We start from the raw sequence: 13426 nt of genomic DNA on the forward strand, positions 1-13426 counted from the left end.
TGAGAATGAGCGACTTTTCTGACATTAGCGTGGTTGTCCAAGGCCCCGTGCAGAGCTTTCAGGACCGCGAACAAGAATCAGGCATTACCCAGAAATGCCTGGAGTCAGTTCGGCAGCACCTTCCTGGTAGCACGCTGATTCTCTCAACATGGCCCGGCCAGGAACTCGCTGGGCTCGATTACGATCGGCTCGTCATATCCGAAGATCCCGGGTCTAATGTCAGGTTTTTTGGAAGGGACGGCGCGCCACATCGCTTCAACAATAACAGGCAGATAGTATCAACACGTGAGGGCTTGAGAGAGGTCACCACGAAATACGCGGTCAAATTACGTAGTGACAACTATCTGACGGGAAACAACTTCGTAGCTCTGCAACGTGAATACCCCAAAAGAACCTCAACGCATTGCTTTCTGAAAGAGAGAGTTGTCGTCTCAAACGTATTCACCAGACAGTACGCTAAAGGATTCCGGGTACCCTTCCATCTCTCTGACTTTTTCTATTTTGGCTTAACCGAAGATCTGCGAACCCTTTGGGATCTCGATCTTTTTGAGGATGCCCAAGACCCTATTCACGATAATGAAGGTGCCCTGTACAAAAGTTATCCGCCCGATTGCACTCAGATGTTCTGGATAAAGGCCCTACAGAAATTTGACACTTCAATACATGTCAACGAGTTACTGGATCGATCAGCCAGCCGGCTGGAGCAGTCTGATCTTTGTTTCGCCAACAACCTGGTAATAGCCTCCCCTGCCGACCTCGGCTTGGGGCTTTGCCAGAAGTTTCTCGGAACCGCCCGAATCTCTCGTACCAAAGGGCAATGCGCCCAGTGGCAACACTGGGAGTGGCAAGAGATTTATCGCCGTTACTGCGACCCGGATTTCCCTAAAGCACCGGCTTCAGTGAAGGCAAACCTGTTTCTGAAACGCTTGGTCCATGTGCATCCTGTCAAGCTGGAGACCATCGTCAAGCTCTACAAAAACAGACGCAGCAGTGAGTCAGGCGGCATCAAATGACCCCAGCACAACATGGCCTGGCATCCGCCCTCAAATATTTACTGCTTATCGTCATTGGCACCTTCCCTGCACTCAGCGTCATCGTTGATGGGTACGGCAGTGCCCTTTGGTATCTTTTGGGGCTCGCCGGAATCGTCTCATTTGCGATCAGCGCCAACGTTCGCAGGAGACTTTGCTTTGAACCAAAGGCCCTGCTATTCGTTGCCGCACCTTTTCTCTTCTTTATGTGGTCAATCATTATTTACTGGCTCGTTGATCCCAGCGATTTCGCAAAATCCCGTGTGGAGCGACACGCCCTGCTCTTGATCAGCATTCCTGTCATCGCACTCCTGTTTCACGCGCGGTTCCGGGCAAAGGATCTGTTACTGAGTTTTTCGCTGAGCGGTCTGGTGTTTCTGGCGTATTGGATTGTGCACGACGGCGAGGGCAGGTTAGACGGACTGGTTCATGCCATCCATTTTGGCAATATCGCCCTTATTACCTTGATACTCTGCGTTGGAGGATTACTCACCCAGAGCAAGCGTCACTGGTATGTGATAGCCGCGATGGGAAGTGTTGGCGCACTGATAGCCTTTATGGAGTCCGGATCCCGGGGCGGCCTGGTTGCTTTGTTTCTGGCACTTCTCGCCATTGGATTCTGGTTCAGTGTTACCCGAAACCAAATCCGTTACTTTGTCATTACACTCGCTCTCGTCGCTTCGGTTGCCATCGTCTCAGTCAAATTTGTTGACCCAATATCCGAACGATACGAGTTAACCCTGAATGAGATTGATAAGTTCTCAGAAGGTCAGATGTATACCTCCATGGGAATGCGCCTACTCATGTGGGATGCCGCGCTGAACGTTGTCACCGAGGCCCCTTTTATTGGCTCAGGTTTCTCGGGATACCGAACGGAAATCCTGACCCGGATTTCCGAAGGGCAACTAAAACCACTCATGTCAGATTTCTCTTCCGAGCCACACAATCAATACCTGTATCAGCTTGCCTCTCACGGCCTGATAGGTCTGTTTCTTCTACTTTTGATGCTGACCCTTCCCTTGTTCTACTTGGCCACACCTCGCCCTGGCAGCCATCTGAACCACCATATTCTGCGTGTTACGCTGGCTGTGATTTTTCTATCGTTCATCTTGTTTGGACTTACCATCACTCTGTTTGATCAGAGGAGAATTCTTCAGAACTTTGGATTATATTATTCTGTCGCAGCCTGGTTCATCTGTAACACTAACAGGAAGAGTCTACATTGAGAGCCGTCATCGCTATCAGGCAAATCCAAAGACACACGGGTGCGGTTCGGAACGTTATCGAGCACTGCAAGTACCTCAAGGCCCTGGGCTATGAAACTACGATCATAGCTGAACGGTATAACCGAGAAATCCTGGATGAGTGTGGAGCGGATTTTGTTCGCATCATGCGATGGCCAATCAAAGGGGCCTATCGCCGAACCTGGTTTGATAAGCGTGTACAACACTGGCTGAGAGCAAACCCCTACGACCTCTTTTTCAGTCATGGTGACAGCCACAGCAATGACATCCTGGTGATGCACAACTGTGTCAGATTGCATGAAGAAACATGCGGCACACCTGAACTTGATGTTGCAGCATTCCATGACTCCGTCATCTCGGCAGGAGATTATCGGGCGCTCATCACCAACTCCAAGCTTATGGCCGATGATTTCCAGCAGCGATATTCAGTGCCCAACGACAAACTACGAGTTTTCTATCAGGGCGTTGACACCAGTCTGTTCAACGTGTCTGACAAAGAAGCACTCCGGTGTAAAGCTCGCCGAGAACTGCAGCTCCCTGAAACATCCAAGGTTGTTGGACTGATCACCTCCGGAGACTTTACCAAACGAAACGTTCGTTTCTTTCTGGAGGTCGCCGGATTTCTTGCAGCAAACACATCCTTTCCGATTGAATTCCTTGTCGTGGGGAAATCCAACAGTACTCGTTTTGCCGACCAGATATCAGTAAACGGCCTGCAGTCCCGGATTCGATTTATCGACCCGGTACCAAACGTCCACGAACTGTTTCATGCCTTGGATTTGCACATATTCCCCGCCTTACTGGAAGAATATGGCCGTGTAGTTCTGGAGGGGCTGGCCTGTGGAGTGCCTACAATCGCAAGTGACAACGTCGGCGTCGCTGAGTTGATGCAGGATCACTCAGTGCCAGAGGTAATCAGTGGCTACAACCTGGAGGAGTGGGGTAAAGCCGCGCAGAACATGCTGACAGACCCTGACGCAGGAAAGCGAGCTAGTCAGGCGGCGGCAAGTCTTGCCCAACAGTATTCAATGGTAAACCAAAAACAGGCTATGGCGGATCTATTGAGCTCTCTCATCAAACGTTAGTGGAGGCGTTGTACCCCTCAAGGAAAAACTGCCATTCACGCTCCAGCTCTTCGCCATAAGCCTTATTCAGGGAACGCTTCAACCGATCTAACGTATTACCTTTCCAGGAAGTCCGATAAGGGGTTCGGGAGCGCAGCTCACCTTTATCAAAGTCTATCAGGTGGGTTGAAGTCTCTCCGACCAGGATGTTGAAACAGTTCAAATCCGCGTGATACACACCCGCATCATGGAATTGACGAATCACTTGCCCAATTTCGCGCCAACGGGTTGCGTCCAGGGACAGAGCAACATCCCCTAATGGGCGAACACCTTGCAAGCGTTCGATGATAATGGCCGAGGAGTAAAGTACCCCCTTGCGCTGGTACACAACAGCCACGGGCTTAGGAACAGGCAGCCCCAAAACACGGAGCTGGACTAACAGTCGGAATTCAACGAACGCGCGCACGCGCACCTCGCCTGCGTATAGGTACCGATCACGTATCAGCTTTCCGACCAATCCTCCCCGACGGTAATGGCGAAGCACCCAATGTTCCGGGCTGCGCTCAATAAACCAGGCGCTCCCACGCCCCCCCGAAGAAACCGGTACCGCGCGCTCACCCCAATAATCAGGGTCAAACCAATCAGGGTCGAACTGCTCTGCCCACTCAGGCACCACCAGTGCGTTGATGCCATCGCGACTTATGTGTACTTCCGTATCTGAGCCCACCACCGAACCTCTCACAAGGCCATTCACCAACAACTCTAATAAAAAAGCCGCCCCACGGGAAACTTGGGGCGGCTTCTACACTGATCGAACACGATTTCCGGGTTAGCGAACTGCCGTCAGCCACTCCTGATGCGCAGCAAGCTTCCCCTTCACCGCATCAAAGTACATACCCTGCAGCTTCTCGGTAATCGGCCCACGCTTGCCCTCACCAATCTGGCGGCCGTCCAGTTCACGGATCGGCAGAACTTCAGCGGCGGTGCCGGTGAAGAAGGCTTCTTCAGCGATGTACACTTCGTCGCGGGTGATGCGGCGTTCTTTCACCACCAGGCCAAGGTCCTTGGCGAAATCGATGATGGTGGCGCGGGTGATGCCGGCCAGGCAGGAGGTCAGTTCCGGGGTGTGCAGCTCACCGTTGCGCACGATGAAGATGTTCTCACCGGAGCCTTCTGCAACGTAACCTTCGTTGTCCAGCAGCAGGGCTTCTTCAGCGCCGCCGGAAATGGCTTCGTTCAGGGCCAGCATGGAGTTGATGTAGTTGCCGTTGGCCTTCGCCTTGCACATGGTGATGTTCACGTGGTGGCGGGTGTAAGAGGAGGTGCGCACCTTGATGCCCAGCTCCTTAGCTTCTGGCGACATGTAAGACGGCCAGCTCCAGGCGGCAACCATTACGTGCACCTGCAGGTTGTCGGCGCGCAGGCCCATGCCTTCGGAGCCCAGGAATACCATGGGGCGCAGGTAGGCTTCGTCCAGGTTGTTCTCACGAACCGCAGCACGCTGGGCTTCGTTGATCACGTCTTTGCTGAACGGCATTTTCATGTTCAGGATGTGGGCGGAGTTGAACAACCGGTCGGTGTGTTCTTTCAGCCGGAAAATTGCCGGGCCGTTCGCGGTGTTGTACGCACGCACGCCTTCAAAGCAGCCAAGGCCGTAATGCAGGGTGTGAGTGAGTACATGGGTTTTGGCTTCCCGCCAGGGAACCATTTCACCATCCAGCCAGATAAGGCCATCGCGATCAGCCATCGACATTTCTACAGTGCTCCTGAATAAGCAGTTTTCGGGGATCCAGCATTCTAGCAGGAAAGCCGGACAGAAATAAATTTAGCTTGCTACTCAAGCATGACTTTTTTCCACATACTTTGGATGTAGTCACGCTCTTCCTGAAATGCGCTGCCCTCCACCTGGCTATTCAGGTTTTGCAGCGCCCGGCGGTGAATGGTCGAACGCAAGGTAATGTATACCTCCCGCAACTTCTCTGTGTCCTCCACCGGCAATACACCGGCACGGCCCAGCTCTTCCATCTGGCGAATATTGTCGCTCCACTGGGTCAGCTCCGGGTGCTCGGCACTCCAGGCGAGCATCAGGTACTGCATCATGAATTCGATATCCACAATACCGCCGGCATCGTGTTTGATGTGAAACACTTCGTCCCGCCGGATTTCCGGCGTGCCGAGGCTACTGCGCATTTTCTCCCGCATCTCCACCACCTGCTGGCGCAGGGCAGCTTTCTCCCTTGGCGTACACAGAATCTGGTGACGGATACCCTCGAAGGCTTGAAGGGTATCCGGGCAGCCGGCAACGCCACGGGCCCGGGCCAGGGCCTGATGCTCCCAGGTCCAGGCATCGTTCTGCTGATATTTCTCAAACGCCTGCAAGGTGCTGACCAGCAGGCCGGAGTTACCGGACGGCCGCAGGCGCATATCCACTTCATAAAGCTGGCCGGAGGGCGTCTGAGTGCTGAGAATGTGCACAATGCGCTGGCCCAGGCGGGTGTAGAACACCGCGTTGTCGATGGGCTTGTCACCATCGGTGGCCAGTTGCGGATCGGCCTGGTGTACAAACACCAAGTCGAGGTCCGAGGTGTAACCGAGTTCGATACCGCCGAGCTTGCCGTAGCCGATGATGGCGAAGTCTGTGTCACACGCCGAACCATCTGCCCGCCGCGGATAACCGTGGCGGCTGACCAGGTTGGAGAAGGCCACATCCACCACATGGTCCAGCACCACCTCGGCAATCCAGGTCAGGTAATCACTCACCTTCATCAGGGGCAAGGTGCCCTTGAGCTCAGACGCGGCTACTCGCAGCACATGGGCCTTCTTGAAGTAACGCAACGCCTCCATCTGTTCTTCCAGGTCTTCGTAGGGAATGCGTAGCATCTGCTGGCGCAGGTCATCCTGCAGTTCTTCCTTGGCAGGCGGGCTGTACAGGCTCTCGGCATTCAGCAGTTCGTCCAGCAGCAGCGGCGTTTCAGCCAGCAGGCGGGCAATCCAGGGGCTGTCGCTACACAGGCGCACCAGCTGCGTAAGCGCGCCGGGGTTTTCCACCAGCAGCACCATGTAGGCGGTGCGACGCAAAATGGCCTCTACCAGCTGCAATACCCGGTCGAGGGTTTCCGACGCATTCTCAACATCCATCAACGCGTTCAGCAATAACGGCATGAACTGGTTCAGGCGTTTGCGGCCCTGGGTTTGCAGGGTCTGCACGGTTCGGCTGTCCCGCAGGCTCGCCAGGCGCTTGTAACTGTCTTCCGGGTTTTCGAAGCCCTTTTCCTCCAGCCACTCTATAGCGGCGGGCTCTTCCATTTCTGCCAGCCAGAGCTCGTAACAGCCGTCATCAACGCCGTTTTCGGAATCGCCTTCCTCGTCCTCGGTCGCGATGATGTTGGCGAAGTGCCGGGCAACGCGATTGCGATGCTCATCCAGCGCCTGCTGGAAGGCGGCCCAGTCATCAAACTCCATAATGCGGGCAACCCGGGTCTGGGAAAGTTCGTCGTCCGGCAGAACCTGGGTCTGCTTGTCTTCCATCCCCTGCAGGGCGTGCTCCAGGTTGCGCAGGAACACATAGGCCTCGCGCAATTCCTTCACAACAGAAGACGGCAGCAGTTCCAGCTCTTCCAGTTCCTTGAGGATGTTCAGCAATTCCCGCTGTTGCAGCTCCCGGTCACGCCCGCCACGGATCAGCTGAAACGCCTGGACCACAAACTCGATCTCGCGGATACCGCCGCTGCCCAGCTTGATGTTGTTCTCCAACCCCTTGCGGCGAACTTCCCGGCTGATCATGTCTTTCATGGTGCGCAGGGATTCGAAGGCGCTGAAATCAATGTATTTTCGATAAACAAAGGGCCTCAGGCTTTCCATCAATACCTGCCCTGCCCGCTGGTCGCCGGCCACCACCCGGGCCTTGACCATGGCGTAGCGCTCCCAGTCCCGACCCTGGTCCTGGTAGTAGGTTTCCAGTGCTGCGAAACTCAGCGCCAGGGCACCGCTCTGGCCGTAGGGCCGCAGGCGCATGTCCACCCGGAACACAAAACCATCCGCCGTAATCTGGTCCAGCGCCTGTATCAGGCGCTGGCCAAGGCGGATGAAGAACTGCTGGTTATCCAGGGCCCGGCGGCCACCTTCGGTTTCCCCCTTGGAGGGAAAGGCAAAGATCAGGTCGATATCCGAGGAAACGTTCAGCTCCCGCCCGCCCAGCTTGCCCATACCCAGCACCACCATTTTCTGGGGCACATGGGCACCGGTCACCGGGTCGCAACCCATGGGGGTACCGAACTCCTCACAGACCTTTTCATAAAGCCAGCTGAGAGCGCCATCAATGGCCACATCAGCAAAGGCGCTGGTGGCCAGCATGGTTTCGTTCAGGTCTGCCCAGTTCATCAGGTCGCGCCAGATAATGCGGAACTGGACTTCCCGGCGGTACTGGCGAAGGGCGGCATGCAGCGTCGGTTCGGCATCAACGGTAGCCAGGAAATCGCCCCAGCGCTGTTTCAGCCACGCTTCTGTAGTCGGCTCGGTCAGCGGGCGAGCCTTAACGGCAGCCTGAACCTGCTCCGGATAACGTTCCAGCGTCTGGGCCAGAAACACACTGCGGGCGCAGGCCTCGGCAACATCCGCCTGTGACAGCTCCGCTGGTAACGACCCCATAGGCTCAGACATAACGCAAACCCCTGTCTCTCTGATATATTTCCGGTACTGTATAACGAACTTGCCACGGACTGAACAGGCAGCCCCACTCCATGATGCGCAATCGTCGCCCGCTGAACCCGGAACACTCGCAGCCACACCTCCCAATGGGAGGGCTGATCCGCCAACGCATCAGCCGGCTATTCCTGACACTGGGAGCTCTGGTTTCCTCGCAGATCCTGATCCTCTGGGCTGTAGAGCCTTTGAGTTTTTTCGAAGCTGTGTGGCTCACAATGACCACACTGGTCACCGTAGGCTATGGTGACTACGCGCCGGTAACCGCCATCGGTCGCATCAGTACCGTGGTGCTGATGTTTGTAACTGCCATCACCCTGCTCACACTGATTGTCAGCGACTATATTGAATACCGGTTCTACCGCCGTGAACGAATCCTCTCCGGACGCTGGATTTACAACATGAAAGACCACATCTTAATCATCAACACCCCACGCACCGGTGGCGAACAATACTTCATGCGCTTCGCCACGCAGATTCGGTCGATACCAGAGTACCACACAGTGCCGATCATGCTTCTGACCCGACAGTTTCCCGGAGGCCTGCCGGCAGAGCTTCGGGATTGCGGCATGGTGCACTTCCACGGTGCAGGCAATGATCCGGAAGCGCTGAAATCCGTCCACGCCGGTAGTGCCAGGCACGTGATCGTGCTCGCAGCCGACGAGTCCGATCCTTTCTCCGACAGCCTGACCTTCGATATCGCGCACCGGCTGGCAGAGTCCAACCTTGGCGGCAAAACCACCGTGGAATGCGTGAGTGATGCCAACCGGGATCGCTTCAAGGCCCTGGGGGTGAGAACCATCATACGGCCGGTTCGAACCTACCCGGAAATCATGGTGCGCGCCGTGGTGGCGCCAGGTTCAGAGAAAGTGCTGGAAGATATGTTCAACTACGAGCGTGACCACCCCCACCGCTACGACCTGGAACTGGACGACCTGACCTGGGCTGACATCGTCAGCGCCCTGGTTCGCCACGGCATTGGCACCGCACTGGCTTATATCGACCACGACAACGAGGTGATCTGCCATCCGGAAACCAACAAAGAAGTGGAAGGAAAAGGGCTGATCGTATTGGTGCGCTCAACGGACACACCGGAAGTTTCCGTGGTGGAAGAAGCACTGGATCGCTACCGGGACTTTTTAGCCCAGTGGCGATCCATGCACGAACAGAATGAGCAAAAGGCCGCGGCAGAGGCTGCCGCTGAAAAAGAAAGCGGTTCCTGAACCGGCTAGCCGACAAGGGCCAGTGCTAACTGCAACCGGCCAAGTTGCGGGAATTTTCGAATCAGGTCAGCAGCTGCAATGCCGGACTGAAGTGAATGACTGAGCTCTTGCCACTCCTTATCAAATCCGGCTGCGCTGGCCGCTTTAGTGATCGCACTTAAAGCGCTTGGGGGCAGCTTGACCGGCTCACCGGTCAGCCAGCTTACGCTCAGCGTATGCAGCAGCTTCGTTACCGATAAGGGCTCACTGCAAACGAGAATCTCAGGCCGGTAAATACCCGCAAGGAAATATCCCTGCTCGGCCTTGCTGACCAGGTTGAGGAACACCGGAACTTCGCAGGCAAGCGCCTTCGCCCAACGCATCAACTCGCCCGGTTCGCCGGCTTTCAGCTCGAACTCCACCTCGTGCAACGGCAGCGAACGGCCGCCGCCGAGAATTTCACCAGAATCCACAGCCACTTCGATAACACTGCTGCCAGATTCCAGCATCACCACCTGCCGCTGGAAGTTGGTTTCGAACGCCAGCGCAAGGGCTGACAGGTCGACCTGGCCATGCAGGGGCGTTTGCTCCAGCAGCGATAAATCCAGATCCGGACCAGACAGTTCCCACTCCCACTCTTCACGCCGATGAGCACCATCTACAAACTCGCCCTTGGTTTTCAGGGTCTGGATAAACCGGTCACCTGCCTGCCTCACCCGCAAGGCGGCCTTAGCACGGTTAAGGGCGGCGTCCGGGGTGTCGTAATAGCGGTTGATAAGGGTTTTGCGCCGGCCGTCACTCGCTTCCGGCCTGGCCAGCAACCACTCAAGGGCTTTGGCTTGGACAGCCTCAGACAGGGTGAGCTTGATTTCGAGTTCTGTGGCCATGGGCTTCGGTTCTCCGATAAAAATGGGCAGCCCTAAAATACAAAAGCCGGTGACCTGAGTCACCGGCTTTTTGGTACTACTGGATTAGCTGGTTAGCTGATCAGAAGTAGTAAACAGCACCAAGCGCCAGAGTGGAGCGCTCGTCGCCTTCGGCGGCAAATGAACCAACTTCGTAATCTTTATCGGCATCAGCGCTGGAAATATAGCCTTCAACATACACGTACATGTTGCTGGACAGGTTATGCAGAGCCTGAATGGTGATGGTGTCGTTCTTATCACCAGTCACGTCATCATCTTCCATCTGGTAAGCCAGGGCAAACTGGTTTGCACCCAGAGTATATACACCCATTACACCAAAGATGTCGGAATCGTCTTTGCGAGTCTGATACTCACCAATCAGAGTCAGATCATCCATACCGTAAGTGGCAGACAGGCCATAGCTATTCTCGTTGTCTCCAGCAGAACCATCATTAGAGTCCATCGCGAAAGCAAGCTTCAGAGCATCAACTTCATAAGTTGCGGCAAGCTGGTACGGGAATGACTTATCTCCAGAACTACGATCTTCTGCAACCGTAACAAATTCTCCAGGAATGACGTTACCATTTTCATCGAGAGCAGGCACTCGACCTTCAAACGTATCCGAAGACTTGGTGTCAGAATCCCCGTTGACCTGAACGGCCGCACCCAGAGTCAGGCCACCAAACGACGGAGATTCATACTGAATCAGATCGCCTTCACCGGTGTCATAGTTACCAAAGATATCAGAGCCAACTTCGTGGAAGTTGCCAATGATGACAATATTGCGCTCGTACAGAGAGTCGTCAGAACCAACCCAAACTTTACCGAAGTTGTCGCCCTGAACCCCGATGTAGGCCTCGTCAAGACCGTCGATACCGCTGCTCTTGCTCTTATCGTCGGCGTTGATGCCTTCCAGCTCGAGCTTCAGGAAGCCTTTGATGCCAGGAGCAATTTCATGCTCATGAGCAACACCAAGTGTGGTGCCATTGTCAAAATGCTCAAGGCCGTTGAACTTTTGTCCAGCTTCGTTCTCGACATCGTTGTATGTCAGAGCATACTGAATGTTACCGTAAACGGTCGGCAGGTTGCTTTCCTGGGCCAGAGCAGCGCCAGAGAAGGTTGCGGCTGCAATAGCAGAAGCAAGAATAGTTTTTTTCATGTTGCGTCTTCCTTTTTGAGTTAACTCAGGTTTTCGACGGGTGTAAGCCCCGATTTTTACTGGCAAATCCAGCAAATGCCGGCTTTACCGGAACCCCGATCAACCCCCATTTATTTCCAACAGAGGGCCGACATTTCTTCTTTTTATCTGGCCGGGAAAGCCCCGAACCTTAGTTCTCAACCACTTACAGAACTTTGTTAAAGTTCAGGGTGATGAACCTGTTTTAATACAATGTTTGCATTTTTGCAAATTTTCACGGGCTAATTTTTAGCCTTTTTTGGTCAGGAAGCAAAGTTCTTTATTCCTCAATGGCTTGACCACAGATTCCGGTTTTATCTACCAAAATCAGGGCCAGAACCCAAAAACCGCTTCCAGAACAATCAACTAACGCAGTCCGAGCTAGCAAAACCACAAACCGGCTCAAACATTACCTTATCTACCGCCCTTTTGTGAGGCGCCAGATACAACTCTGTCACATTTCTGTGCACTAACCCTTTTTGCCGGTTTCCAGCATGAACGTGACAGGGCCGTCATTTACCAGGGCCACTTTCATGTCTGCACCGAACCGCCCTTCCCCAACACGACTCTCCCCAAGCTCAGCACGGGCCCGGGCCACAAAATTCTGATACAGGGAATTGGCCATATCCGGCGCAGCCGCCAGCGAGAACCCCGGGCGGGTACCGGAGCCGGTATCGGCGGCAAGTGTGAACTGGGGAACAATCAGCAGGGATCCACCGGAGTCCTGAACGTTCACGTTCATCCGGCCCTGCTCGTCGGGGAATACCCGGTAAGAGAGGATCTTTCGGCACAAGTCCCTGGCCTCATTTTGTGTGTCGTCCTTTTCCACACCCAGCAATAGCAAAAGCCCCGGCCCGATGGCGGAAATCTTTTCCCCATTCACCGTTACACTGGCTTCGGAAACGCGCTGGATCAGTCCTTTCATTCCATCCCTTGGCAAGATGAGCACAGGGTTAAAAATCAGCAACGCGCAAGAGTGTATAGGGCCCTCGGCGGGGCCGCAAGCCCTTGAAGGCCAATAATAAGTCTATGCTCAACCGGCACCTGGCAGGCTTTTCGCCACTACCTCTTCTACGCCCCGCAACAGCGCATCCACAATAGCCGGCTCGGACGCGGAATGGCCGGCATCCCGGATAATATGCAACTCGGCTTCCGGCCAGGCCCGGTGCAGGGCCAGGGCATTATCCAGCGGGCACACCATGTCGTAACGGCCGTGCACAATTACCCCGGGGATATCCGCCAACCGGCCCGCGTCCCGCACAATCTGATCCGGTTCCAGAAAGGCGTTGTTCATGAAGTAATGGCACTCAATACGCGCCAGGGCGATGGCCACATGGGGGTGGCCGAAATGCTCCACCACCTTGGGGTTCGGATGCAGGGTCGCGCAACGGCCTTCCCAGATCGACCAGGCTTTTGCCGCCTGAATCTGCTCCAGTTCATTGGCGCTGGTGAGCCGGCGATAGTAGGCCGTCACCATATCACCGCGTTCGGCTTCGGGAATCGGAGCCAGAAAATCCTGCCAGTAATCCGGAAACACCCGGCTCGCGCCTTCCTGGTAGAACCACTGAATATCTCGCGGCCGGCACAGAAAGATACCCCGCAACACCAGCCCGAGAACCCGCTCCGGGTAGGTTTCGGCATATACCAGGCTGAGCGTGGAGCCCCAACTGCCACCAAACAGCAACCAGCGGTCAATGCCCAGAAACTGGCGAATGGTTTCCATATCCTTAACCAGCTTGTCGGTGCTGTTGCCTTCCAGCTCCGCTAAAGGCGTGGAACGGCCAGCGCCGCGCTGGTCCATCAGGATAATCCGGAAGCGCTCGGCATCGAAAAACCGCCGATGGTAATCCTCACACCCACCACCCGGCCCGCCGTGAACCACAAGCACAGGAATGCCATCCGGATTGCCGGATTCTTCCAGGTACAACTCATGGGGTTCGTCCACCACAAGGCGATGGCGGGCGTAGGGTTCAATATCGGGGTAGAGGTTCAGCATGACGAACTCCGTTTCAGGGATAACGGCAGTCTAGCTGAGTTGGATGGGGATGATAAATAAAGGATAGCTTTGCCACGGAATCCACGGAAAAACACGGAAAACTTCG

At 55.0% G+C, this 13426-nt stretch carries 11 protein-coding genes; 4 read left to right on the top strand and 7 right to left on the bottom strand.

The window, feature by feature from the left end; translation table 11 throughout:
* The first annotated feature begins 5 nt into the window (after positions 1-5).
* Genes B9Q17_RS12780 through B9Q17_RS12790 form a run of 3 tightly spaced genes read left to right on the top strand, consistent with a single transcriptional unit; the run spans position 6 to position 3360 of the window.
* Positions 6-1013: a WavE lipopolysaccharide synthesis family protein gene (locus B9Q17_RS12780; protein ID WP_232901511.1), complete on the top strand. Its 1008-nt coding sequence runs from the start codon at positions 6-8 to the stop codon at positions 1011-1013.
* The gene (locus B9Q17_RS12785) at positions 1010-2257 is read left to right on the top strand and encodes an O-antigen ligase family protein (RefSeq protein ID WP_094625504.1); all 1248 of its coding nucleotides are present in this window, start codon (positions 1010-1012) and stop codon (positions 2255-2257) included. The genes B9Q17_RS12780 and B9Q17_RS12785 overlap by 4 nt, the downstream gene beginning before the upstream one ends.
* Complete coding sequence (locus B9Q17_RS12790) at positions 2254-3360, top strand: glycosyltransferase family 4 protein (protein ID WP_094625505.1); 1107 nt, start codon at positions 2254-2256, stop codon at positions 3358-3360. Before B9Q17_RS12785 ends, B9Q17_RS12790 begins: the two co-directional genes overlap by 4 nt.
* Here B9Q17_RS12790 and B9Q17_RS12795 read toward each other — a convergent pair.
* The 3 genes from B9Q17_RS12795 to glnE all read right to left on the bottom strand — a co-directional run bounded on the left by B9Q17_RS12795 (position 3350) and on the right by glnE (position 7998).
* Complete coding sequence (locus B9Q17_RS12795; protein ID WP_244177389.1) at positions 3350-4093, bottom strand: 3-deoxy-D-manno-octulosonic acid kinase; 744 nt, start codon at positions 4091-4093, stop codon at positions 3350-3352. The genes B9Q17_RS12790 and B9Q17_RS12795 overlap by 11 nt on opposite strands.
* Before the next feature lie 75 nt (positions 4094-4168).
* The gene (locus tag B9Q17_RS12800; protein WP_094625506.1) at positions 4169-5092 is read right to left on the bottom strand and encodes a branched-chain amino acid transaminase; all 924 of its coding nucleotides are present in this window, start codon (positions 5090-5092) and stop codon (positions 4169-4171) included.
* A gap of 80 nt (positions 5093-5172) precedes the next feature.
* Positions 5173-7998, bottom strand: a complete 2826-nt coding sequence (gene glnE, locus B9Q17_RS12805; protein ID WP_094625507.1) for a bifunctional [glutamate--ammonia ligase]-adenylyl-L-tyrosine phosphorylase/[glutamate--ammonia-ligase] adenylyltransferase — start codon at positions 7996-7998, stop codon at positions 5173-5175.
* An 80-nt stretch (positions 7999-8078) separates the two neighbouring features.
* Between glnE and B9Q17_RS12810 the strand changes: the two genes are divergently transcribed.
* Entirely contained in the window at positions 8079-9263 is a 1185-nt protein-coding gene (locus tag B9Q17_RS12810; RefSeq protein WP_094625508.1) for a potassium channel family protein, read from the top strand.
* 5 nt (positions 9264-9268) lie between these two features.
* Here the strand turns inward: B9Q17_RS12810 and B9Q17_RS12815 are convergent, their stop codons facing one another.
* The 4 genes from B9Q17_RS12815 to pip form a co-directional block, all read right to left on the bottom strand.
* Positions 9269-10129, bottom strand: coding sequence for a CYTH domain-containing protein (locus B9Q17_RS12815; RefSeq protein ID WP_094625509.1), 861 nt, complete (start codon positions 10127-10129; stop codon positions 9269-9271).
* Positions 10130-10229: 100 nt separating this feature from the next.
* A complete protein-coding gene (locus tag B9Q17_RS12820; RefSeq protein WP_094625510.1) occupies positions 10230-11306 on the bottom strand; it encodes a porin in 1077 nt (358 codons plus the stop codon).
* A gap of 487 nt (positions 11307-11793) precedes the next feature.
* Entirely contained in the window at positions 11794-12249 is a 456-nt protein-coding gene (gene dtd, locus B9Q17_RS12825) for a D-aminoacyl-tRNA deacylase (protein WP_094625511.1), read from the bottom strand.
* A gap of 108 nt (positions 12250-12357) precedes the next feature.
* On the bottom strand, positions 12358-13320 hold the full coding sequence (pip, locus tag B9Q17_RS12830) for a prolyl aminopeptidase (RefSeq protein ID WP_094625512.1): 963 nt from the start codon (positions 13318-13320) through the stop codon (positions 12358-12360).
* Between the last annotated feature and the right edge of the window lie 106 nt (positions 13321-13426).

The sequence above is a fragment of the Marinobacter vinifirmus genome (assembly GCF_002258215.1).
Taxonomy (GTDB): domain Bacteria; phylum Pseudomonadota; class Gammaproteobacteria; order Pseudomonadales; family Oleiphilaceae; genus Marinobacter; species Marinobacter vinifirmus.

Coding starts and splice junctions, on each gene's coding strand:
- B9Q17_RS12780 (WP_232901511.1), top strand. CDS start 6: ATGAGCGACTTTTCTGACATTAGCGTGGTTGTCCAAGGCCCCGTGCAG.
- B9Q17_RS12785 (WP_094625504.1), top strand. CDS start 1,010: ATGACCCCAGCACAACATGGCCTGGCATCCGCCCTCAAATATTTACTG.
- B9Q17_RS12800 (WP_094625506.1), bottom strand. CDS start 5,092: ATGTCGATGGCTGATCGCGATGGCCTTATCTGGCTGGATGGTGAAATG.
- glnE (WP_094625507.1), bottom strand. CDS start 7,998: ATGTCTGAGCCTATGGGGTCGTTACCAGCGGAGCTGTCACAGGCGGAT.
- B9Q17_RS12810 (WP_094625508.1), top strand. CDS start 8,079: ATGATGCGCAATCGTCGCCCGCTGAACCCGGAACACTCGCAGCCACAC.
- B9Q17_RS12815 (WP_094625509.1), bottom strand. CDS start 10,129: ATGGCCACAGAACTCGAAATCAAGCTCACCCTGTCTGAGGCTGTCCAA.
- B9Q17_RS12820 (WP_094625510.1), bottom strand. CDS start 11,306: ATGAAAAAAACTATTCTTGCTTCTGCTATTGCAGCCGCAACCTTCTCT.
- dtd (WP_094625511.1), bottom strand. CDS start 12,249: ATGAAAGGACTGATCCAGCGCGTTTCCGAAGCCAGTGTAACGGTGAAT.
- pip (WP_094625512.1), bottom strand. CDS start 13,320: ATGCTGAACCTCTACCCCGATATTGAACCCTACGCCCGCCATCGCCTT.